Below are 22321 nucleotides of genomic sequence, written 5' to 3' on the forward strand. Positions count from 1 at the left end.
AAGACGAGTTTCGTGCAGGGCTATAACTGCCAAGCGGTCGTGGACGCCACGGCGCAGGTCATCGTGGCCGCCGACGTCACCCAGGCGACGAACGACAAACAGCAGGCGGGGCCGATGCTGGCGCAGGCCCCATTGGGGTCAGACTTGACTTGTTGACTTTCCCGCCACCACCCGCGCCACTGCGGATCGCTCGGCCGCACTCATCCGCGCCAGGCGCGAGATCAGGGCGGGGTCCCGCCCTAGACAACCGGGCCAGGTCGCGACCCGGCACCGCGCAGAGAGCGCCCGCCTGCACCAATAGCCGCCGGGCCCGGGCCGCGTCTCCTCGCCGATCCGGTCCCGTAATGCGCTCGCGCGCAACCCCCGTGGCCCGCACCACCGAACTGAGCAGCGCCGCCAACGATGGGGCCTTGCCCCGCGGGCGCTGCTCCTCCGCCGTGGTGCGTTGCACCTGCTCGACAAACTGGTCGTCCCCCAAGAGTCGCTGGTCGCGCACCCGGTAGTACTCCGGCCGACTTCCGGTGTTCAGATCCTCGGCCACAAAAGCCTGGTACCGCTGCCGAGCCAGCGATCGCCGGTCGCCCAACATGCCCAACACCGGGTCCGTGTCCACGAATCCGGCGCCCGCCGAGTCTAGATATGCTCGATGCCCGCTCCACGGATAGTCCGCAGGATCCGTGACGAGCCTGGCACGCACGGGGTTGAGATGAATGTACCGGACCAGCGCAAGTAGATACGCGTCCCGGTCGCAGAGGATCGCCTGATAGCGTCCCTGAAACACATGCCCCACCGCGCCATAGCGCCGGTTATAGCCTTGGGTGTAACTCTGATGCAACCCCTGCATGATCTTCGACAGCGCAATGTGCTGCGGCTCGAGCAACAGGTGCACGTGGTTGGTCATCAGGACGTACGCATACACCCGGAAGCCGTAGCGTTGTTTGTAGGCCCGCAGTTTGGCGAGATAGCGCAGCCGATCCATGTCGTCGTGAAACACCTCGCGCCGCTGGTTGCCGCGCGCGATGACGTGGTACAGCGCACCGGGATACTCAATGCGAGGTTTGCGAGCCATCGTGCCGCGCACCATAGCAAGGGGCACCCGACAAAGTCAATCAAGTTAAGTCTGACCCCGATTTTTTGCCCGATTTTTTGCCAGTTAAGTCTGACCCCGATTTTTTGCCGGTTTTTTGGCGCCTAAGGGCGGGGTATTGCAATTGACTTCGCACGAGCATTGTTTTACACGTGACCCGCATTCCGGATGCTTCCACTCCAACGACCGGTCGATGGGTTTGCCGTTCACTACCAATGAGTTCTTCGACGCCTTTCGTCAGTACAATGAAAGCGTCTGGCCGGTCCAGCTTCTTCTGAACGCGGCGTCGGGAGTGCGGTCTCTGTATGGCTCGGCGTCGTCAGAGATCGGCTGCGTTTCCGCGCGACCCGGGGGATTCGCGGCGTGCTGGGTCGGAGCCTCATCGCCTTCGCCCTCACGATCTATCCGGCCATCGGATACGCTCTGGGCCATCGTTACCCGACTGCGCCGACGTTCGGCCTACCGTGGTCCCACCACGATCTTTACGATCGGGCTCCTGCTGTTTGCCGAACCGCCCGTTCCTCGGATCGTCTTCGTCGTGCCCGTGCTGTGGGCGGCGGTCGGGTCGCTGGCCGCGTTCTGGCTCGGCGTGTTCGAGGATCTGGCATTGATCATCGCGGGTGTGATCGGGCTCTCCGCGGCGCTCTTCTCGCATCCGCCTGGTCCTCCGTTGCTTCGCGAATCACGTTCCTGATCCTGTCCCATGCGCACTTCTCTCAAGATCCCGCTGATCGTCGCGTGCGGCCTGTTCATCGAGAACATGGACAGCACGGTCATCTCGACCGCCTTGCCCGCGATCGCGGGCGATCTACAGGTCGATCCCATCGCGCTCAAGCTGGCGCTGACGTCGTATCTGCTCGGTCTGGCGGTGTTCATCCCCATCAGCGGGTGGGTGGCCGACCGCGTCGGCGCACAGACGACGTTCGCTTCGGCAGTTGGGGTGTTCATGATGGGCTCGATTGCGTGTGCCGTCAGCAGTTCGCTCGAGGCGTTTGTGGCGTCGCGGTTTCTGCAGGGCATCGGCGGGGCGATGATGGTGCCGGTGGGTCGGTTGGTGCTGATGCGTTCGATTCCCAAGAGCGAACTCGTCCCGGCGCTGAACTATCTGGCCATGCCCGCGCTGGTCGGGCCGGTGATCGGACCGCCCATCGGCGGATTCATCACCACGTATTTCCACTGGCGTTGGATCTTCCTGATCAATATCCCGATCTGCGTGCTTGGCATGTGGCTCGCGTTGCGGTTCATCCCGAATTTTCGCGAGCGCGATCAGCCTCGGTTCGATGGCATCGGGTTCATCCTGTCGGGCATCGGCCTCTCCGCGGCCATGCTCGGACTCGCGACCCTCTGGGAGCACATGCTCTCTGCCCGCGCTTCGGCGGTCTGCGTTGCAGTCGGCATGGTTGCATTGGCCGCGTACGGCTGGCACGCTGGTCGGACCGAACATCCGCTGCTCGACTTGCGCCTGTTCCGCCTCTCCACGTTTCGCGCCGGCGTCATCGGCGGCGCGCTATTTCGATCCGGGCAGGGCGCAGTGCCGTTTCTGCTGCCCATGATGCTGCAAATCGCCTTCGGCCTGACTCCCCTGCAATCAGGTCTGCTGACGTTCGCCGCGGCCGTGGGCGCTTTGTTCATGAAGACGCTGACGACCGCGATCCTGGGCCGCTGGGGCTTTCGCACCGTCATGACCGTCAACGCGATCGCGGCGTCGGTGATGCTCGCGGCGTGCGGCTTGTTCACCATCGCGACCCCGCACGCGGTCATCCTCACGGTGCTGCTGGTCGGAGGCTGCCTGCGCTCGCTGCAGTTCACGAGTCTGAATGCGATCAGCTTCGCGGACGTGTCCCCGCGCGACATGAGTCAGGCCACGAGCCTCATGAGCGTGGGGCAGCAATTGTCGATGAGCTTGGGCGTGATGGTCGGCGCGTACGCGCTCCAGGGCGCTCAAACGCTTCGCGCGGGACCGGTGCTGCTCGTCCAGGACTTTCGGCTCGCCTTCTTCGTGGTCGGCGTGGTTTCCATCACGTCCGTGATCTACTTCCTGAGACTTTCACCTACGGCGGGAGCCGAACTCGCAGGACCAAAACGCATACTGGCTGAAACCGAAGAGCGGGTCGGTCGATAGGAAGGAAGAAACCGTGAAATGCAGAAGGCGCCCGGCGATCAGCCGGGGCGCCTTCTGCTCGCGGCTAGGCTTATACCGTCACGCTGACGCTCTTGATGGCGGACTTGGCCTTCGACGCCATCTCCGGCGGCATGGACGTCATCTGGTGCATGGTCTTGGCGTGCTCGCCGGTTAAGCGCATCACTTCATCGGCTGTCTCGGCGCGCACCTCAAACGCGCACCCTCCGGCTGGATTCAGATCCAGGCATCCGAGTTTCTTGTACTCTTTGGTTGCCATACCGTTCCTCCTTCCGTGAAGAAGATCAATGGATAGGGCCCCTTGTTTTGCGACCTGCGACCCATTCTACGCCAAGCGTTTCGTCGAACGGAAGAGCCTTGGCGTCTCCGGCCGCGCCAGAGCACGGGCAGCGATCGCGCGTTGCACGGCTTACGATGATCCTGGTAGCATCCCCTGCGTTCTCCGGAGTCTTCCATGCTGACGTTTTACGGATACGCCAAGTGCAGCACGTGTGTAAACGCCAAGAAGTTCCTCACCGAGCTCGGTCGGAGTATCAAAGAAGTCGACATCACGACCGCGCCGCCGTCGCTGGCTGAACTGCGCTTTCTGATCAAGCAGAGCGGCCGGCCGTATACCGACTTTTTGAACCGCAGCGGTCTGCAGTATCGCGCGCTCAACATGAAAGAAAAGGTCAAGACACTGTCAGAAGACGCAATCGTCAAATTGTTGGCTTCCGAGGGCCGGTTGATCAAACGGCCGATCGTGACGGATTGGACACGAGCGACGGTGGGATTTTCGCCGGAAGACTTCAAGAAGACCTGGGGACGGTGAGATGAACCCGCAGGACGTTGCGCCGGGAGGAATCCGCGGACGCGGTGCGGCAGAAAATCCCAAGAACCGGTTCGAAACCGTCGAGCGCGTGCCCGAGCCGATCGACGCGGACAACGCCGAGCAGCCGCTGCCTCTCACGCAGTTCCTCCCCGACGCGTCCAAGTCCATCATTTCCACCAACGCCAGTCCCGACGTGGGGTTCGATGCCAGCATCAATCCCTACCGGGGATGCGAACACGGCTGCGCGTACTGCTACGCGCGGCCCACGCACGAATACCTGGGCTTTTCAGCGGGCTTGGACTTCGAAACCAAGATCATGGTCAAACACGACGCGCCAGACTTGCTGCGACGCGAGTTGTCTAAACGAAGCTGGTCGCCCCGGCTGATCGCGATAAGCGGGGTGACAGACTGCTACCAGCCGATCGAACGCAAGCTGCGGCTCACGCGGCGCTGCCTGGAGGTCCTCGCCGACTTCCGCAATCCGGTTGCGATCGTGACCAAGAACGCTCTGGTCACGCGCGATTCGGATCTGCTGGGCGAGCTGGCGCGCCATCGGGCCGCCGCAGTCGTGGTGTCGATGACGACGCTGGACCCTGATCTCTGCGGCGACCTGGAACCCCGCACGTCGCGCCCTGCCAAGCGGCTGGCCGCGGTCACCGCGCTGGCCAAGGCGAGTGTTCCGGTCGGCGTCAACGTAGCGCCGGTGATTCCGGGCCTGAACGACTCGGAGATCCCCCGCATCGTGCAAGCCGCGGCTGACGCGGGCGCAACCTTTGCGGGCCTCGTGCCTTTGCGCCTGCCCTACGCCGTGGCGCCATTGTTCGAAGCGTGGCTGGAACAGCACCGGCCCGGGATGAAGGTGAAGGTCTTACACCGCATCCGCGAGCTACGCGGCGGGAAACTCAACGACCCGAACTTCGGTTCGCGCATGGACGGCCAAGGCCCGTACGCGGACCAGATCCACGCCCTGTTCGCCATGTCCTGCAAACGCGCGGGACTCAGCGGATGGCCCGAATTGTCCACCGCCGCCTTCAGACGGCCAACCGCTCAGCCGTCGTTGTTCGAGTCCTAAGCGCCTAACCCTCAGGCGGCGCGTGAGGCCCTCTGAGGTGTACCGGCTCCACCCGCCGCCGGACCCGAATGTTCAGCATTTCAACCAAAACCGAAAACGCCATCGCGAAGTAGATGTAGCCCTTGGGGATGTGCATGTCCAGCCCGTCGCCGATCAGCGCCACGCCGATCAGGAGCAGAAAACTCAGCGCCAGCATCTTGATCGTCGGGTGTCGGTCGATAAACGCACTGACGGCGCCGGCGAATACCATCATGAAGATCACGGCGATGATCACGGCGGCGACCATGATCGCCAACTGATTGGCCATGCCGATCGCGGTAATGATGGAATCCAAAGAAAACACGATGTCCAGCAGAGCGATCTGGATGATCACGCTCGCGAACGTGGTGGCCGTGCGGCCGACGGGTGACTCCTCTTCCCCTTCGAGTTTGTCGTGGATCTCCATGGTACTCTTCGCTAAGAGGAACAACCCGCCGAGAATCAGGATCAAATCTCGTCCCGAGATGTCCTGGTTGAACACCGCGATCGTGAACAGAGGGGCGGTCAGCCGCATCATCCAGACGAGCGACGCCAGCAACGCCAGCCGCGTGCCCATCGCCATGGCGAGGCCGATGGTGCGCGCCCGCGCCCGTTGGGCCTCCGGCAGCTTGCCCGCCAGGATCGAGATGAAGATGATGTTGTCGATCCCCAGGACGATCTCGAGCGCGGTGAGCGTGATCAGCGCCAGCCAGGCGTTGGGGTCGGCGATCAAGTCCATCAATGTTCAGTCAACATCTGACGAATCAATCTCGATCCACGTCCACGCGGGATTGGTGGTTCCGGAGTGGAGATTCCGCACGCCGTCAGCCTGCTCAGCAGCGGGCCGGATGCCCCCTTCGGGGACTTCCGGCATCTCCCTTCTTGAAGGTGGGTCGCAAGGCGCCGCGAGACCCGGACCTGTAGGGGCGTATTGCGATACGCCCCTACCAACCCGTGAGGACCGGAAGCGCAGCGGCAACGCCGCAGACGGCCCCTCCTGAGCAGGCTCCATCAGCGGAGGCCGAGCACGTCCTGCATGTCGTAGAGTCCGGGCGGCTTGCCCGCGAGCCACTGCGCGGCGCGCAGGGCGCCGCGTGCGAACGTGTCGCGGCTGGACGCGCGGTGCGTGATCTCCAAACGCTCGCCGAGCCCGCCGAACAGCACGGTGTGGTCACCGACGATATCGCCCGCGCGGATGGTTTGGATGCCGATCTCAGTGGGCGTACGCGGACCGATCTCGCCTTGGCGCGCGTAAACGCCCACCTCTTCGAGGCGCCGCTTGGTGACGTCGGCCAGGATCTGGCCCAATCGCAGCGCGGTGCCGCTCGGCGCGTCTTTCTTCAAACGGTGGTGGGCTTCGATGATCTCCAGATCGTAGCCCCCGCCCAGCGCGAGCGCCACGTCCGCCACGATCTTGAACATGACGTTCATGCCAAGGCTCATGTTCGGCGCGAACACGATCGGAATCTTGCCCGCCGCCTCTCGAATCGTCCCCACGGTTTCGGGGGGCAAACCGGTGGTGCCGATGACGAGCGGGCGCTGACGGTCTACGGCTCGCGGGATGAGCGCCAGCGTGGATCCCGGCGCGGAGAAATCGATCACCACGTCTCCGGCCGACAGCGCCTCATCAGGATTGTCTCGGATCGCGACGCCGAGCGCTCCGACGCCGGCCGCCTCGCCCGCGTCTTTGCCCAAACTCGCGTTTCCGGCACGCTCCACCGCTGCGGCGACTTCGAGCCCGGGTGTTTCCGTAGCGAGCGCGATCAGGCGAAGGCCCATCTTGCCGCCGGCACCCATGATCACGAGGCGGACCGGCTTTGCAGCCGACTTGGACACGGGTGGGGTTAGATCAGGCCGAACTGGGTCATGACCCGGCGCAATTGCGCCCTGGGACCGTCTGACATGGTGGTGAGAGGCAGGCGCATCTCGTCGGTGCAGCGGCCCATCATCGCCAGGGCGGCTTTGACCGGAATGGGGTTGGTTTCGAGAAACATCGCGTTGGAGAGGGGCAGCAGCCGATAGTGAGCCCGCCGCGCGCGATCCCAATCGCCCTTGAGCGCGGCATTGACCATTTCCGCGGTCTCGGCCGGCGCCACGTTGGCGGTCACCGAGATCACCCCTTTTCCGCCGACCGCCATCAACGGCAAGGTGAGCGCGTCGTCGCCGGAGAGGACCACGAACCGGTCGCCGCACGCAGCCACGATGTCGCTCATCTGCGACAGATTGCCCGAGGCTTCCTTGATCCCGACGATGTTCGTGATTGTGCTCAGGCGCGCCACGGTCTGCGGCGTCATGTTGACGACGGAGCGGCCGGGAATGTTGTAGAGCACGAGCGGGAGATCCACCGCGCGCGCGATCGCCTCATAGTGTTGAAACAGGCCCTCCTGCGTGGGCTTGTTGTAATACGGCGTGACCAGCAACGCCGCGTCCGCGCCGACGGCCTTGGCGTGTTGGGTCAGCCGGATGGCCTCGTGCGTGGCGTTGGAACCCGTTCCGGCGATGACCGGAACCCGCCGGCGCGCGACCTCCACGGTGAGCGCGATCACTCGATCGTGCTCCTCGTGTGTGAGCGTGGCGGACTCCCCCGTACTCCCGCACGGCACAATGCCGTTGGTACCGCGCTCGATCTGCCACTCGATGAGGTCACCAAGCGCTTTTTCATCGACTTTGCCGTTTCTGAACGGCGTCACGATGGCGACATACGAACCACTAAACATGGCCGATCCTTTGTGCCGGGGTTACTCCGCGTGTCTAGCGGAGGAGCCTGTTCAGGAACGCGTCAGATGCAAGGCGCCGCGAGCACCGCACCGGAGCGTACTGTGTGCGTACGTGAGGAGCGGATGCGCAGCGGCAACGCAGCAGATGACCGTTCATGGACAGGCTCACAGCAGCGCCTCCTGCGTCAACGAACCTTCGTACACCAACCGGGCCTCGCCCGTCAACGTCACCGATGTCACACGCCGGCCATCAAGCGTGAAGCTCACGCCCAACGGCGGACCGCCGCGCGTCTTGAGCGTCACCGGGGATCTGACCTTGCCGAGCAGCCCCGCGAGCACGGCCGCCGCCACTGCGCCGGTGCCGCAGGCCAACGTCTCGCCTTCCACGCCGCGCTCGTACGTCCGAATGGTGAGCCGGTGCGGGCCGTCAACCGCGACGAAATTCGCGTTCGTGCCCGCGGGCGCGAACATCCGGTGATAACGGATCGCCTGCCCCGTGTGATGTACGTCGACCGATTCGACGTCGTCCACGAACACCACCGTATGCGGTACCCCCGTATTCACGAAGTGCGCCTCATACGATTTGACGCCCAGGTCAACCGTGAAGTTCAGCCGCAGGTCGGTGGGCACCGGCAACTCAACCGTCACGCCCTTGGCCCCCACGTCGGCGTGGATCACGCCTGCCAGCGTCTCGAACGCCATGCGCCTGGAAGCGATCTTGTGCATGACCGCAAAACGCGCGGCGCACCGGCTGCCGTTCCCGCACATCTCGGCCTCGCCGCCGTCCGCGTTGTAGTAATGCCAGCGGAAATCCGTAGTTCGGGACTTCTGGATGAAGATGACCCCATCGGCTCCGACCGACAACCCGCGTCGACACACGGCTTTGACGAACGCCGGCATCTTGCGGCGCGGCACGAGCTCTCGCCGGTTGTCGATGATGACGAAGTCGTTCCCGCTGCCGGACATCTTGGCGAACGGAATAAGCCTGCTGCGCGCCATGACTAGCAATCCTTCGGTGTATTCGGCGACTTCAGCCTGTTCAGGAGTGCGCCAGATGCAAGGCGGCGCGAGAACGCAGTCGAGCTCTCCGCGACACGCTGGCTCCGTTCCGGAGCGGAAAGCGCTTCGCGCCGTCTTGTGGCGCTGACAAAGGTCATTTCCTCTCGCTTGGCGAAGCAAGCGCAGTGCCAACGCCGCAGATGGCCACTCATGGACAGGCTCTCATGGCATTGGTTTGGGGCCGTGCTCTTGGACAAACGCCATCAACGCCTCGGCCTCTGGTTTGGTCACGACCTGGTCGGCCAGGATATTCTGGATCCCCTGGCTGAGCCCGTAGAGCGCCTCGTCGGAGATCTCATGGCGCCGGCCCGCGTTGTAGAACTCGATGAGCGAGCGCCGGATGTGCTCGACCTCTTCGACCGTGTACTCGGGCGGCAACGCCCGCACCAGCGCCTTCTCGATCACGAACTTCTGCCAGGTGAAGATGAAAAAGTCCTTGCCCTTGAAGAACAGAAACGCCAGAGCGAGGATCACGATCCCCGACACGATGATCAGCGTGAGGAAAAATCCCTTGCCCTTGCGCTCCCCGGCTTTGGGCGATGCCGTGGTGTCCGCCGCGATCGCCATCAGGCCCGCCCCTTCAGAAATACCGGGATGCGTTCGCCGCGGACCAGATCGCGATACGTTTCGCGCTCACGGACCACGACGAACCGGCTGCCTTTAACCATAACCTCGGGGATCATCGGTCGAGAGTTGTAGCGCGAGGCCATGGCGAATCCGTACGCGCCCGCGCTCATCACCGCCAGCAACTCGCCCGGCTCGACCGACGGCAGCTCGCGGTCCTGCGCCAGAAAGTCACCGGATTCGCAGATCGGTCCGACCACGTCCACCACCCGAGGGGTTCGCGCCGTCCGTTTCACGGGACGGATCTCGTGGTAGGCCTCGTAGAGACTGGGGCGGATGAGATCGCTCATGCCCGCGTCGGTGACGACGAAGCTCTTCTCGGCGCCTTCCTTCGTGTAGAGCACTTTGGTCACCAGAATGCCCGCGTTGCCCACCAACACGCGTCCCGGTTCCAGGATCAGCGTGAGATCGCGTCCCTGCAATAACGGCAACACCGCATCGGCGAGCTGTCGGGGGGACGGCGGCAGCTCATCTTTGTACGGGATGCCCAGGCCTCCACCCATGTCCAGATAGCGGATTGTCACGCCGTGGCCCTTGAGCACATCGACCAGTTCCAGCACCCGGGCGAGCGCCTCAACAAACGGCTGGACCTGCGTGAGCTGCGAGCCGATGTGGTGGTGCACCCCGACGATCTCCACGCCCTTGAGGGTCATCGCCTGCTTGTAGTGATCCAACGCCTGGTCGATCGCAATGCCGAACTTGGACTTTTTGAGCCCCGTCGAGATGTACGGGTGCGTCTTAGGGTCGATGTGCGGGTTTACCCGCAACGAGATCCGCGCCCGCGTCTTGAGCTTTCGCGCGACCTCGTCGATCGCGGCGAGTTCCTGGGCCGACTCCACGTTGAAGAGCAGGATCTTGGCCTTGAGCGCTTCGGCGATCTCTTCCCGGCTCTTCCCCACTCCGGCAAACACGATCTTGTTCCGCGGCACGCCCGCCTTGAGCGCGCGGTACAACTCGCCCCCCGACACGATGTCCGCTCCGCCCCCGAGGGACGCGAAGAGACGAAGAATCGCCAGGTTGGAGTTGGCTTTCATGGCAAACGCGGTCACGTGCGGGATCGACGCGAACGCGCCGTCCACGGCCTCGAAGTGTTTGGTGAGCGTTCGGTGGCTATAGAGGTAGAACGGCGTGCCCACCGCCTTGGCGATTTTCGCCACCGGCACCTGCTCGCAGTGTAGCTCGCCGTTGACGTCGATGAAATCGTGCACGTTAGCAGCCCACTCTGGTACGCGAACACCAGCGCCCGTTCAGGAGCGCGCCAGATGCAAGGAGGAGCGAGGAATTCCCCCGGAGCGTACTGGGTCGTACGTGAGGAGGAATTCCGAAGCGACAACGCCGCAGATGGCCGCTCATGGACGGGCGCTCAGGCGATCGTTTCGTCGCCCCAGGTGGTCGGACGCGGCGTGATCCGGTCCAGCGCGGCTTGGAACGCCTTCTGGAGATTGACGAAACGAACCGAGGCATGAGCTTTCAACGCCTTGAGGTATTCGCCGTCCAGCAATGCCGACACCGCTTGGGGCGTCGCGTGCCGTACGTGCTCGAAGTTGACGACGATTTCCAGCTTGGCGGCCTGTCGCACCGCGTCCAATAGCCGCTTGCGCAGTTCCTTGGCCCCCAACTCGTCCAGCGTGCCGACAAGGTCCAGGTGCAGAGCCGACCGCAACGGCGCGGTGGCCGCCTCGGCCGTCCGCGCGATATCGCCTTTTTTGACCTGGATGTGCAGGAAGCGGTCGATCTGCTGCGCGGCGTCCGCCGCCTTTTCTTTGATCGTATTCAGCGCGTTCGGGATGAGGTTCTCCGTCGCCAACGACGGCAGTTTCACCTGGAGACTCTGGATCACCTTTGACAGCGGCGACAAGCCCCCCTTCGGGGCCGTGCGCCTGACCAGATGACGGAACGCCACGTTCATCGCGCCGCGGGCCACCAAGCGTTGCGCCGTGGGAAGGATCCGTCTGGCGATCGAAGGCCACGAGAAGAACTCGTGGTTGGCCCAGAAAAAGCCGTCCTGCAGCGTTTTCGGGCTCATGCGCTTGGGCCAGAAGACCACGTGTTTGCCGTCGTAACGAGACCAGTCGAAGTCGAAAATGCGCCCTTCGGCCTTCATGCGATCGAACAGCGCGGTCCCCGGCAACGGCGTGAGGATGTTGAAGTACGCCAGCTCCATGCGGTTACGGTTCAGGAACTCCACGGTTCGCTCGAACACCGATTCGTCGTCGTTGTCGAAACCGAAGATGATGCCCGGGTTGAGCATGATCCCGTGGTCGTGAAAGCACTTGATCTCCCGCTCGTACTGCGCGACCCGGTTGAAGGGCTTGTTGGTCTCGTCGATGCTCTCCTCGATGATCGATTCCATGCCCACGAACATCGACACGCACCCGCTTTCCGCCGCCAGCTTGACCATCTCGGGCTCGTCGCCCAGGAACAGCGTGCACTGCGCGCCCCACTTGATCTTGAGCGGAATCAGCGCGGTCCACAGTTCCTTACAATACGATCGACTGGAGTTGTGCAAATCGTCGACGAAGGCGAAGATCGTGCCGTCCTCGATGCCCGACAGCAGTTTGACCGAGGCCACGAACCGCTGCCCGAACGGCCCTGAAGTCATCTTGTCCACGATCTGGCTGCGGCGGCGGTCCTTGATCCGCTGGATCTCGGCCACTACGTGCGAGACGGGTCGCCTCCGGGAGGTCTTGCCGTTGTACGGCGAGACGCTGCAGAACTCACAGTCGAAGTGGCAGCCCCGCGTGGTCTGGATGCACGAGGTCGTCATATACTCCTCGTGTCTGAAGAGGTCCACGCGTGGGTGACGATACTCGTCCAGATTGGGGAATTCCGCCATCCGGTAGACTCGCTGCATGAGGCCGGCTTCGAAGTCTTTGACCACCTGCGGCCAGATCGTTTCCGATTCGCCCACCAAGATCGTGTCCGCGTGTTGGAGCGCTTCGTTCTGACAGTAGCTGACGTGCGTGCCGCCGATCACGGTCCTGACTCCGCGAGCGCGAAAACGGTCGGCGATCTGGTACGCGCGCGGCGCGTAGCAGGTCATCTGCGCCGACACCCCGACGAGATCGACGTCCATCGAGAAATCGACTTGATCCACGGCTTCGTCGATAAAGGTCACGTCCCAGGTGTCGGGGGTATAGGCCGCAATCACGGGCAGCGACAACTTGGGGAACCAGAGCGCCCGGCGTTCGCCCCCGGTAAATCGGTACGGGCTATCTTCAGGATACGGCTCGATCAGCAGCAACCGCCGTTTGCGCGAGACTACGCTCACCTTGGCGCACGTGTCCGCCGCCTCCACAAGAGTTGATGACGTCATACGTCCTCCTTGCGTCCGTCCGTGGACGGCTCGCCCCGCAGCCCCTCTCGGGACTTAGCGGTTTGTCGAATCCGGCCCTGGGGTGGGCCCTGGCTGCGAGGATGGTTTCGCGGGCTTGCGCACATCTTCCGGCGCGACTGGGTCGCCCTTCCGCCCGCAACTCGTTGACGATGCTAGCAAAAGACCCAGGAACAATGCAAGCCAGGCTCTCACGCGCCGCGTCGCCCCCCTTTTTCAAGCTCCTTGAGCCGCTGTCGCACGGCCTCGGCGGCCGTTCCGCCGATCTGAGCTTTGCGTGCAATCGCGGCCTGCGGGGTCAGGCGGGCCAACACCTCGGCGTCGATCAGCGGCGAGAAGCGACGGTATTCGTCCATCGACAATCCGGTCAGCGGCTTCTTGGCGTCGACACAATGGCGGACCAACTTACCGACGACCTCGTGCGCCTCGCGAAACGGTAAGCCCTTGAGCGCCAGAGCATCAGCCAGCTCGGTGGCGAGCAGAAACGTGTCGGATGCTGCGGCTGCCATGGCCTCGGGCTTCACGTTGATGCCCGGAATCATCTCCGCCGTGATCCCAAGACACGCCTTGACCGTATCCACGGCGTCGAACAGCGGCTCCTTGTCCTCCTGCATGTCCTTGTTGTACGCCAGCGGCAGGGCTTTGAGGGTCGTCAACAACGCGGTCAGCGACCCGTACACGCGGCCGGTTTTCCCCCGGATCAACTCCGGGACGTCCGGGTTCTTTTTCTGGGGCATCATGCTGCTCCCCGTGCAAAACCCGTCCGGCAGCTCAATGAACCCGAACTCACTGGTCGACCACAGGATCAGTTCTTCGGCCAGACGCGAGAGGTGCGTCATGATGAGCGCGCACGCGGCCAAGGTCTCGATCACAAAGTCGCGGTCGCTGACCGAGTCGAGGCTGTTCCTGGTCACAATGGGAAAGTCCAGGTACTCCGCCACCAACTCCCGGTTGATCGGGTAGTTCGTCCCGGCCAGCGCGCCCGCGCCCAACGGCATCCGGTTCACCCGGTTACGCGCATCCCGCAGGCGCTCCACGTCGCGGTTGAACATCTCGTGGTAAGCGAGCCAGTGATGCGCCAGGAGCACGGGCTGGGCGCGCTGCAAATGGGTGTAGCCGGGCAGGATCACGTCGATGTGCCGCGCCGCGGCCTCGGCCAACGCCTTTTGCACGCCCCGCAGCAGATCGAGCAGACCGTCGATCTCCTCACGCACGTACAACCGCATGTCCAGCGCAATCTGGTCGTTGCGCGAGCGCCCCGTGTGCAGCTTGCCCGCAACGTGCCCGATGCGCTCGGTGAGCGCCCGTTCCACGTTCATGTGGATGTCTTCGTGCGCGATCGAAAACGCAAACTTCCCCGCGGTGATATCCGCTTCGATCGCTTTCAGCCCATTGACCATCTGATCCCGTTCCGCGGCCGTGATCAACTTGGCTTCCGCCAACGCCTTGCAGTGCGCAATACTGCCCGCGATGTCGTGGCGGTACAAGCGCCAGTCAAAGGGAATCGACGCGGTAAAGGTTTCTACACTGGGTTTGGTGGGCTCGGTAAACCGTCCGCCCCAGGGCTTCTCCATTCTGTTGGTATCCGTCTGCTCGGCCTCAAAATGAGCGCTAGGACGCTCGTCCCTGTCCAAGCTGCCCGCTATGCGTCCTCAAGCAACCGCCTCGCGGCTACTGCTCGCGGGACACTCATACAAGGTCTCTGGGGCAATGTCCGCCCCATTGGGCCAAGCGATGGTCCAGCCGTCGAGGAAGAACCGTTGGAAGTATTTGACGTCTTTCAGTGGTTCAAAGACCGGTCCTTTGAGCCATCGTTGAAAGTCAATGGTCTTTTCAGAACCGTCGTCAAAGGTCACCTGAATCCGATAGCCGCCCCGATATTGGGCTTTGGTCACGCATGGAATTGTCTTCATCATAAGCTCCTCAGCGCAGCGGTTCGATCGTTTCGAGCGGTCTGCCAACCTTTATCCGCTGCCAGTTCGCTCGAATCTCGGGGCCGTGCTGCTTCGCCCACTGTTTGATGAGACGCAGCGCAGTCTTTGACTGAATGTTTCCAACCACCATCCGACCAGCCAGATCAAACTTCCCGCGCTGGCCTTGATACTCTGCGTGAAAATGGAGCGGTTCATGGTCCTTGTAAAACATGCGAATTACGATTCCGAAGAAGATCGATATTGCCGGCATACATCCGGATCAGCGGGTTACGAATTTGTTGAACATCTTACCCCTTAAGGGATACCGCGTGCAAATGACTTCGGCTATCGCCTCTTCTCGCTTTCGAGTCGTTTGATCGCAGCCGACGCCTGCTCCCGCACTGGCGACCCCGCGACGTTTGGTTGGGTGTTCGCCACCACCGCACGATAGTGCGTCAGGGCACGCTGTTGGTCGCCGAGCTGCTCTGCCGCCCGAGCCAGGCTGAGGTGACTTGGCGCATGCCGGGGGTCGCGGAGCAGCGCCTGTTCGTACGCAACTGCGGCATCGGTCCAGCGACCGTGGCGCGCGTGCATCATGCCGATGCGGAACGCGAGATCAGCGTCGCGCGGCAGGCTCGCCGCGGCCTGGGCGTAAGCTTGTGTGGCGGCTGCGGCGTCGCCGAGGCCATCCAGCGCCACGCCGAGGTTGAACCGGGCCTGCGCATCGCCGGGACGGTGCGAGAGCACGCTTTCGTAGGCTTGCCTGGCTTCGACCCAACGCTCCAGGCGCACCAACACCGCCCCCAACAACATCCAGGCGTCGCCATCTCCGGGGTCGATCGCCAACGCCTCGCGGTACCGGCGGATCGCGTCGTCGTACCGCTGTTCCCGCTCCGCGGCTCTTGCCAGGCCTTTGAGCGCGAGGACCTCCCCCGGACTGACTTCCAGCGTGTCTTCGTAGACACGTCTCGCGGCATCCCATTGCTCGGTGCGCTCGTACACGAACCCGAGTTCCACGAGAATCCCCGGAGACCGCGGGCTGAGGGCGAGGGCCGTTTGAAGCTCCCGCAGCGCGCGATCCGCGTCCCCGGCTTCGGCGTAGACCAGGCCCAAGTTCTTGTGGGCTTCTGAGGAGTTCGGCACCAGTCGCAGGGTCGCTTCAAAGTCGCGCTCCGCATCGTCCAACCGCCCGGCGTTGAGGGCCTGCAAGCCGCGGGCGTTGAGCGCCACCACGCTGTCGGGGTACTTTGCCAGCACGTCCTCCCACAATCGGCTCTCATCGACCCAGACGGCGCTGCGGGCCGCGTCCGCTCTGATCATGGCGACGATCAAGACCGTCGGGATCGCGGCAGCGGCCACGCGCGTCGCGGGGATGGACCGGGCCAGGAATTTCGTGGTGAGCCCGCCGAGCGCCCACGCGAGACCAACGCCCGCCAAATAGACGCGGTGATCCTGGTACAGCGTGACACGGCTGACGGTCGGCAACGGCATCAGCGGCAGCAATGCGACCCAACTCCAAATTAGGCACCAGCCGAGCCGCCGATGCGTTCTCAACGCAACCACCGTGGCCCCGGCGACGCCCAGGAGTCCAGCAATCAGGGACACCGCCTCGGTGGTTCCAATTGTCCACTGCCAACCATGATCGACTGCTAAACCGACCGGGAAGAACCAGTGTCCAAACGAGCTCAACACAATCTTAATGGCAAACAAACCGGATTGAACCGATACGTCGCTTGGATGAGGTGTGACTTGGCTCAGCACCAGCGATCGACCGATCCAAAAAACAGCGGTCAGGGCCCAGAACGGAAGCGAGCGCATCACGCTCGTACGCCACGGCGTCTCGCCTCCGAACCGTGCCCGGTCCCACACTAGGATCAGCAGGGGTAAAACCATCCCTGTTTCCTTGGTTCCCAGCGCCAGCAAGCCCGCACAGAGCGCGGTGCCCATTCGCGTCGTGGCCGTTCGCCCCCCCACGCGGTTGCAGACGGCGGCGTCATACGCCCAAACCGCCGCCAGAAGGAACAGCGTGGTCAACGACGACGACCGCGCCGCAACGTAATTGACGGCTTCCGCGTTGATCGGGTGCAGCGCCACCAGGGTCGCTGCCGTCAGCGCCGCGAGCACCATGGTCCACAAACGGCGAGCCAGGAAGAACACCGCGACAACCACGGCCATGTGAATCATCAGATTCATCCCGTGATAGCCCGATGGCGTGTTCCCCCACAGTGCTCGGTCCAAGGCATAGCTGGCGAGGAGGATCGGGCGGTACCAGCCATAGTGTTCCCGCAGGGCGCTCGCCGCATAGGGAGAGGTGAACCACTGAGTCGCCGACGCGAACGAAGCGATCGACGGATTACTTGCCACCGCGTGCGCATCGTCGAGCACAAATCCGTTTTGCGTGACGCCACGATAGGTGAGCGCGGTGACCCCGAGGATTAGGCCGAGTGCCAGGCTTTGCCACACGCGGTCGGTGGGAGTCATACCGTCAAGAGACGCAAAAAGGGGGAGGGGGACGTCCCTCGTTGGACGTTACACCTTGCGTCGCATCCTGCTGCCGACTTTCAGCCGCAACGCATTGAGCCGGATAAATCCCGCGGCGTCTTTCTGGTCGTACACCGCCTCTTCCTCGAACGTGGCTAGGTCGTGACGGTACAGGGACGCGGGGGATTTCCGGCCCGCGATGGTGATCGATCCCTTGTACAACTTGAGGCGCGCCGTGCCGGTTACGCTTTGCTGCGCCTCGTCGATCGCGGCCTGCAGCATCCGGCGCTCGGGGGAGAACCAGTACCCGTAGTAGACCAACTCGGCGTACCGCGGGATCAGGGCGTCGCGCTGGTGCAGGACCTCTCGATCCAGCGTCAGCGACTCGACCGCCCGGTGCGCCGCGTGCAGGATCGTGCCGCCCGGCGTTTCGTAGACTCCGCGCGACTTCATGCCCACGTAGCGGTTCTCGACCAGGTCCACGCGGCCGATGCCGTGACGGCCGCCGATTTCGTTAAGGGAAGCGAGCAGCCTCGCGGGCGAGAGCTTGTGGCCATTGAGCGCCACGGGATCACCCGCGCGGTAGTCCACCTCCACGTATTCGGCCGAGGCCGGGGCGCGCTGCGGGTCCACCGTCATCGTGAACATCTCGGCCGGCGGTTCGGCCCACGGATCTTCCAAGATGCCGCCCTCGTAGCTGGTGTGGAAGAGATTTTTGTCCACGCTGTAGGGCTTGGCCTTGGTGGCGGTGACCGGGATCCCGTGTTTATCCGCGTAGTCGATCAGGTCCTGGCGCGAACGGAACGGCCATTCGCGCCACGGCGCCACGATGCGGATCGCGGGGTCGATGGTCTGATAGGCGAGTTCGAAACGCACCTGGTCGTTGCCTTTCCCGGTCGCGCCGTGTCCCACCGCGTCGGCCCGCTCCTGCGCGGCGACCGCCATCTGGGCCTGCGCGATCAACGGCCGAGCGATCGACGTGCCGAGCAGGTAGGAACCTTCGTACACCGCGTTCGCGCGCAGCATGGGGAAGACGAAGTCTTCGACGAACGTCTCTCGGAGATCCCGCACCACCGCCTTTTTCGCGCCCGTGGCGAGGGCTTTGGCTTTGACGGCTTGCAGGTCTTCGCCTTGTCCCAGATCCGCGCAGAACGCGATGACCTCGCAGCCATAACGTTCCTTGATCCACGTGATCGCCACCGACGTGTCCAGACCGCCGGAGTAGGCCAGGACCAAAGTCCGGATGGGCGAGGGGGAGACGGATCCGCTCTCGCTCTTTTTGACGTTCCTCACGACTCTTCTATATTTTTTCACCCCTTCACCCCCTCACCCCGTCGCCCCCTCAACAAGCATTTCCAGGATCGCCTTCTGGATGTGCAACCGGTTCTCGGCCTGGTCAAAGATGACCGAGCGCGGGCCCTCCATCACGTCTTCGGTGATCTCTTCGCCGCGATGCGCGGGCAGGCAGTGCATGACGATCGCGTCGGGTTTGGCAAGCCGCAACAGGTCGGCGTTGATCTGATAGCGACGAAAAACAGCGGCGCGCGTCCGGCTCTCGGCTTCCTGCCCCATGCTGGTCCAGACGTCCGTGTACAACACGTCCGCGCCGGCTGCGGCCTCGCGCGGGTCCTCGCCGACCCACACCCCGCCGTGCGTTTTCTCGGCCTCGAGTTCCGCCCATTTGACGATCTCGCCGTCCGGCTGGTACCCGGCCGGCGACGCAATGCGGCACGACATGCCCATGATGGCGCACCCCTCGAGCAGCGAGTGCGCGACGTTGTTGCCGTCGCCCACGTAGGCCACCACGATCCCGGCCAGCCGCTGCTTTTTCTCATCGATCGTCAGCAGGTCGGCGAGGATTTGGCAGGGATGATGCGCATCCGTGAGCCCGTTGATCACGGGAATCGTGGCGTGGCGCGCCCACTCCTCCAATCGGTCCTGCCCGAAGGTGCGGATCACGAGGGCGTCGAGGTAGCGCGACAGGACTCTGGCGGTATCGGCGATCGTCTCTCCGCGTCCGAGCTGGATCTCCTGAGCCGGCAGGAACACGGGATGGCCGCCCAGTTGCGCGATCGCGACCTCGAACGACACGCGCGTGCGCGTGGAGGCTTTCTCGAAAAATAGCCCCACGCTTTTTCCCGCCAGTGCCCGGGAGGGGACGCCAGTTTTTGCCCGGTCGATCAGGCGCCGGATCTCGCGCGGGGCCAGGCTCCGGAGCGCCAGTAGGTCGCGCTCAGCCATGTGCCCTCGACACGTACAAGAGCGGATGACCGTTCATGGACCGGCGCCTAGTGCGGCGTCGATGATCGCAACCGCTTGATCCACATCCTCTTGCGTGACGATCAGCGGCGGCACCAGTCTGATCACCGTCTCTGCGGTGGGGATTACGAGCAGGCCGCGCTCCAGGCACGCCATGGCGGCCGGACGCGCGGGGACCGAGAGCGCGAGTCCCACCAACAGCCCGAGCCCTCGGACCTCGACGATCGAGGAGTGTCGCGGCGCGAGGGCTTTGAGTCCGTTGACGAGTCGCTCCCCCATGCGCCGGGCGTTCTCCAGCAGATAGCCGTCTTCCAATAACGTATCCAACGTCGCCAACGCGGCGGCGCATGCCAAGGGGTTGCCGCCTTGTGTAGAGCCGTGCGACCCCGGGGTGAACGCGGCCGCCACCCGGTCGGTCGCGAGCATCGCGCCGAGGGACACCCCGTTGGCCAAACCTTTGGCCAGGGCCATCACGTCCGGCACGATGCCCGCGTGTTCGTACGCGAAAAGCTTGCCCGTCCGGCCGAAGCCGGTTTGGACTTCGTCGAGGATCAGGAGCAGCCCGCGCTCGTCGCACAGCTTTCGGAGGCCCGGCAGGTAGGTCGGGCGCGGCACGCGCACGCCACCCTCTCCTTGCACGGGCTCGACCATGACCGCGACGGTTTTCTCCGTGATCGCCTTCTCCACCGCACCCAGATCGTCGTACGGCACCCAGACAAAGCCCGGAAGCAGCGGTTCGAACCCGGCGTGCAGCTTGGGCTGCCCCGAGGCGCTGATCGTTGCCATCGTCCGCCCGTGGAACGAGCCCAGCGCCGTGATAATTTCGTACCGATCGGCGTGGCCCGATGTCCGCGCGAACTTTCTCGCCAACTTGATCGCCGCCTCGTTGGCTTCGGCCCCGCTGTTGCAGAAAAACGCTTTCCCGGCGAACGAGTGGGTCACCAGCGCTTTGGCCAACCGGATCTGCGGTTCGTGGTAGTACAGGTTGGACGTGTGGACCAGGCGCTGAGCCTGTTTCTGCAGGGCGACCGTCACGCGGGGGTGACAATGCCCCAGGTTCGTGACCGCGACTCCCGCGCCAAAGTCGAGGTATTCTCGTCCGCTCTGATCATAGACGCGCGTCCCGCGCCCCTTCACCAGCACCACGGGAAACCGCACGTGGGCGTAAGTCGGCATGAGGTAGCGCTGCGCCTCGTCGATCCACTCGTCGGTCGCCATGATCCCCGTCACTCGTCTCCGGGATGCGTCGTGGTACCCGTGCGGCGGTTGTACCATACCGGGTTCCGCCGGCGCAACCGGCCGGCCATACCCCAAGCGACGCGGGATACCCGTTGTAAGGCCTGAAAATCCTTGACATCCCCCGACCGACGCTGTACAGTGACCCCGCCTGCCGGAGGGCGGCTCGGTGGCCGCAAAAATCCTGATAATGGATAGCAACGTCCGACTGCTGACCGCCATGTCGGAGCGTCTGAGTCATCTCGGCTACGAGGTGGCGACCGCAACCCGCGTACACGACGCAGTGCTCAAAGGCATCGTCGTCCCGCCCGATCTTCTGGTGTGCGACGTCATGATGCCCGAGCTCAACGGCTGGGAAGTCAAGCGGTTGGTGGTGCAGATTCCGTCGCTGGCGGAAACCCCGGTGCTGTTCTTGGGTTCCCATTACGCGCTGCCGCTCGAATTTTACGACCCCTCGGTGGGTCTGGTTGAAACCCTCAAAAAACCCGTTTCCGCCGACGCGCTGGGTCCGGTGGTGGCTTCGCTGCTGGCGCGCCAGGTGGCGCGCCAGCGACTTATGGCGCATGCGTTGAGAGGTTCGCTGCCGATTACCGACGCCTCGTTGGTCGATCTGTGCCAGGTGCTGGCCCGTCGCTCGGTAACGGGTGTGTTACGACTCATTGCCCCCGAGCGGTCGGCGGAGTTGGTGTGGTCCGGCGGCGCCCTCGTGGACGCCACGGCCGACCGGATGCGGGGCGACGAAGCGGTGTACGCCGCGTTCGGGATGCCGGCAAGCGACCTGAGCGCCACGGTGGATCCCCCACCCGCGGTTCCTCCGCAGCAGTACGTGACCCGACCACTACCCGACCTGCTCGCCGAGGCCGTACGACGGGCCCGCTCGCTCAGCGACCCGGAGCGTTCGCAACCTGAAGAGCCGACGCGAGGGGAACGAGACGAAGACTTCCTTGCGCGCCTCGCCGCAACCGGTTTGATCCGGCGAACCGCCGTTTCCGCGCCTTGAAACGACTGGCGCTGATCGGGGGCGGCCAGGAAGGCTTGGAGACGCTTGCCCACGCCGTCCGGCAGGAGCGAACCACGGTGGCGCTGATCGTTGATCCTGACCCCGGGGCCCTGGTGTTCCGACTCGGCGCCTACGGGTACGAATTCGGGGAGAGCGTGCGAATTCCGCTGGCCCATACCGTCGACGCCATCCGCGACGCCATGCCGGTTGACCTCGCGGTCGACGCCACGTCGGTGCGGTCGATCCGCCGGGCCGTGGCGCACGTGGCCCCTGGCGTCGATGTGATCGGCGCCCCCACCGCCCGCTACCTCTGGACGCTCGCCGAACTGCCCTCCAACGAACGCGGGGAGCAAAGCCTCAAGCGTTTCAAACCCGTTGCGGATCAAGTGGATCTCTCGACGCCGGGGGAACTCGCCTATGTGATCGCCGAAACCGCACGCCTCGTCACGGACGCGGATGCGGTCCGGGTCCACCGCTGGGACGACGCCCGCCAACAGCTCGTGCCGCTCGGCGCGTGGGGCGGTACGTCCGGCGTGTCGCCGCTCGCCGTCCGCGTGGCGCGCGAACGGC

At 64.0% G+C, this 22321-nt stretch carries 22 protein-coding genes and 1 pseudogene; 7 read left to right on the top strand and 16 right to left on the bottom strand.

Translation table 11 applies throughout. The annotated features are described in order from the left end of the window. Window positions 1-76 precede the first annotated feature (76 nt). Window positions 77-1084 (bottom strand): transposase, encoded by a 1008-nt coding sequence (locus tag AB1451_15935; protein MEW6684387.1) that lies wholly within the window; start codon window positions 1082-1084, stop codon window positions 77-79. A 357-nt stretch (window positions 1085-1441) separates the two neighbouring features. Here AB1451_15935 and AB1451_15940 point away from each other — a divergent pair. The 3 genes and pseudogenes from AB1451_15940 (at window position 1442) to AB1451_15950 (ending at window position 3209) form a co-directional block, all read left to right on the top strand. Further along, window positions 1442-1492: pseudogene (locus AB1451_15940) on the top strand (hypothetical protein). A gap of 73 nt (window positions 1493-1565) precedes the next feature. Then, entirely contained in the window at window positions 1566-1781 is a 216-nt protein-coding gene (locus tag AB1451_15945; GenBank protein MEW6684388.1) for a DUF6064 family protein, read from the top strand. Window positions 1782-1790: 9 nt separating this feature from the next. Beyond that, the gene (locus AB1451_15950; GenBank protein MEW6684389.1) at window positions 1791-3209 is read left to right on the top strand and encodes an MFS transporter; all 1419 of its coding nucleotides are present in this window, start codon (window positions 1791-1793) and stop codon (window positions 3207-3209) included. Window positions 3210-3279: 70 nt separating this feature from the next. Here AB1451_15950 and AB1451_15955 read toward each other — a convergent pair whose 3' ends face one another. Further along, window positions 3280-3486, bottom strand: coding sequence for a DUF1059 domain-containing protein (locus AB1451_15955; protein MEW6684390.1), 207 nt, complete (start codon window positions 3484-3486; stop codon window positions 3280-3282). Between the two features lie 195 nt (window positions 3487-3681). Between AB1451_15955 and AB1451_15960 the strand changes: the two genes are divergently transcribed. Further along, window positions 3682-4038 carry a Spx/MgsR family RNA polymerase-binding regulatory protein gene (locus AB1451_15960; GenBank protein ID MEW6684391.1) on the top strand — a complete coding sequence of 119 codons (357 nt, stop codon included), beginning with the start codon at window positions 3682-3684 and terminating at the stop codon, window positions 4036-4038. Between the two features lies 1 nt (window position 4039). Beyond that, on the top strand, window positions 4040-5110 hold the full coding sequence (locus AB1451_15965; protein MEW6684392.1) for a PA0069 family radical SAM protein: 1071 nt from the start codon (window positions 4040-4042) through the stop codon (window positions 5108-5110). Window positions 5111-5114: 4 nt separating this feature from the next. On the opposite strand, the gene AB1451_15970 is transcribed toward AB1451_15965, so the two are convergent. The 14 genes from AB1451_15970 to AB1451_16035 all read right to left on the bottom strand — a co-directional run bounded on the left by AB1451_15970 (window position 5115) and on the right by AB1451_16035 (window position 20733). After that, entirely contained in the window at window positions 5115-5867 is a 753-nt protein-coding gene (locus tag AB1451_15970; GenBank protein ID MEW6684393.1) for a TerC family protein, read from the bottom strand. A 272-nt stretch (window positions 5868-6139) separates the two neighbouring features. Then, window positions 6140-6964, bottom strand: a complete 825-nt coding sequence (gene dapB, locus AB1451_15975; protein MEW6684394.1) for a 4-hydroxy-tetrahydrodipicolinate reductase — start codon at window positions 6962-6964, stop codon at window positions 6140-6142. Between the two features lie 8 nt (window positions 6965-6972). Then, a complete protein-coding gene (gene dapA, locus AB1451_15980) occupies window positions 6973-7845 on the bottom strand; it encodes a 4-hydroxy-tetrahydrodipicolinate synthase (GenBank protein ID MEW6684395.1) in 873 nt (290 codons plus the stop codon). Window positions 7846-8010: 165 nt separating this feature from the next. Next, window positions 8011-8844, bottom strand: a complete 834-nt coding sequence (dapF, locus tag AB1451_15985) for a diaminopimelate epimerase (GenBank protein ID MEW6684396.1) — start codon at window positions 8842-8844, stop codon at window positions 8011-8013. Between the two features lie 222 nt (window positions 8845-9066). Next, window positions 9067-9471, bottom strand: a complete 405-nt coding sequence (locus AB1451_15990) for a hypothetical protein (GenBank protein MEW6684397.1) — start codon at window positions 9469-9471, stop codon at window positions 9067-9069. Beyond that, on the bottom strand, window positions 9471-10736 hold the full coding sequence (gene lysA / locus AB1451_15995) for a diaminopimelate decarboxylase (GenBank protein MEW6684398.1): 1266 nt from the start codon (window positions 10734-10736) through the stop codon (window positions 9471-9473). The genes AB1451_15990 and lysA overlap by 1 nt, the downstream gene beginning before the upstream one ends. A gap of 155 nt (window positions 10737-10891) precedes the next feature. Continuing rightward, window positions 10892-12844, bottom strand: a complete 1953-nt coding sequence (locus AB1451_16000) for a radical SAM protein (GenBank protein ID MEW6684399.1) — start codon at window positions 12842-12844, stop codon at window positions 10892-10894. A 209-nt stretch (window positions 12845-13053) separates the two neighbouring features. After that, window positions 13054-14436: an argininosuccinate lyase gene (argH, locus tag AB1451_16005; protein ID MEW6684400.1), complete on the bottom strand. Its 1383-nt coding sequence runs from the start codon at window positions 14434-14436 to the stop codon at window positions 13054-13056. Between the two features lie 78 nt (window positions 14437-14514). Continuing rightward, entirely contained in the window at window positions 14515-14775 is a 261-nt protein-coding gene (locus AB1451_16010; protein ID MEW6684401.1) for a DUF2442 domain-containing protein, read from the bottom strand. Window positions 14776-14785: 10 nt separating this feature from the next. Beyond that, window positions 14786-15046, bottom strand: coding sequence for a DUF4160 domain-containing protein (locus AB1451_16015; GenBank protein MEW6684402.1), 261 nt, complete (start codon window positions 15044-15046; stop codon window positions 14786-14788). Between the two features lie 74 nt (window positions 15047-15120). Next, entirely contained in the window at window positions 15121-17256 is a 2136-nt protein-coding gene (locus AB1451_16020; GenBank protein MEW6684403.1) for a tetratricopeptide repeat protein, read from the bottom strand. Between the two features lie 48 nt (window positions 17257-17304). Further along, entirely contained in the window at window positions 17305-18549 is a 1245-nt protein-coding gene (locus tag AB1451_16025) for an argininosuccinate synthase (protein ID MEW6684404.1), read from the bottom strand. Between the two features lie 33 nt (window positions 18550-18582). Next, window positions 18583-19497 carry an ornithine carbamoyltransferase gene (gene argF, locus AB1451_16030; protein ID MEW6684405.1) on the bottom strand — a complete coding sequence of 305 codons (915 nt, stop codon included), beginning with the start codon at window positions 19495-19497 and terminating at the stop codon, window positions 18583-18585. A 33-nt stretch (window positions 19498-19530) separates the two neighbouring features. Further along, window positions 19531-20733, bottom strand: a complete 1203-nt coding sequence (locus AB1451_16035; protein ID MEW6684406.1) for an aspartate aminotransferase family protein — start codon at window positions 20731-20733, stop codon at window positions 19531-19533. A 208-nt stretch (window positions 20734-20941) separates the two neighbouring features. Here AB1451_16035 and AB1451_16040 point away from each other — a divergent pair, with 208 nt between their 5' ends. Next, window positions 20942-21751 (top strand): response regulator, encoded by an 810-nt coding sequence (locus AB1451_16040; protein ID MEW6684407.1) that lies wholly within the window; start codon window positions 20942-20944, stop codon window positions 21749-21751. Continuing rightward, window positions 21748-22321, top strand: a 574-nt coding sequence (locus AB1451_16045) for a hypothetical protein (GenBank protein ID MEW6684408.1), incomplete at its 3' end; no start/stop codon positions are given. The genes AB1451_16040 and AB1451_16045, both read left to right, overlap by 4 nt.

The sequence above is a fragment of the Nitrospirota bacterium genome (assembly GCA_040757335.1).
In the GTDB taxonomy this organism is placed as follows: Bacteria; Nitrospirota; Nitrospiria; order 2-01-FULL-66-17; family 2-01-FULL-66-17; genus JBFLXB01.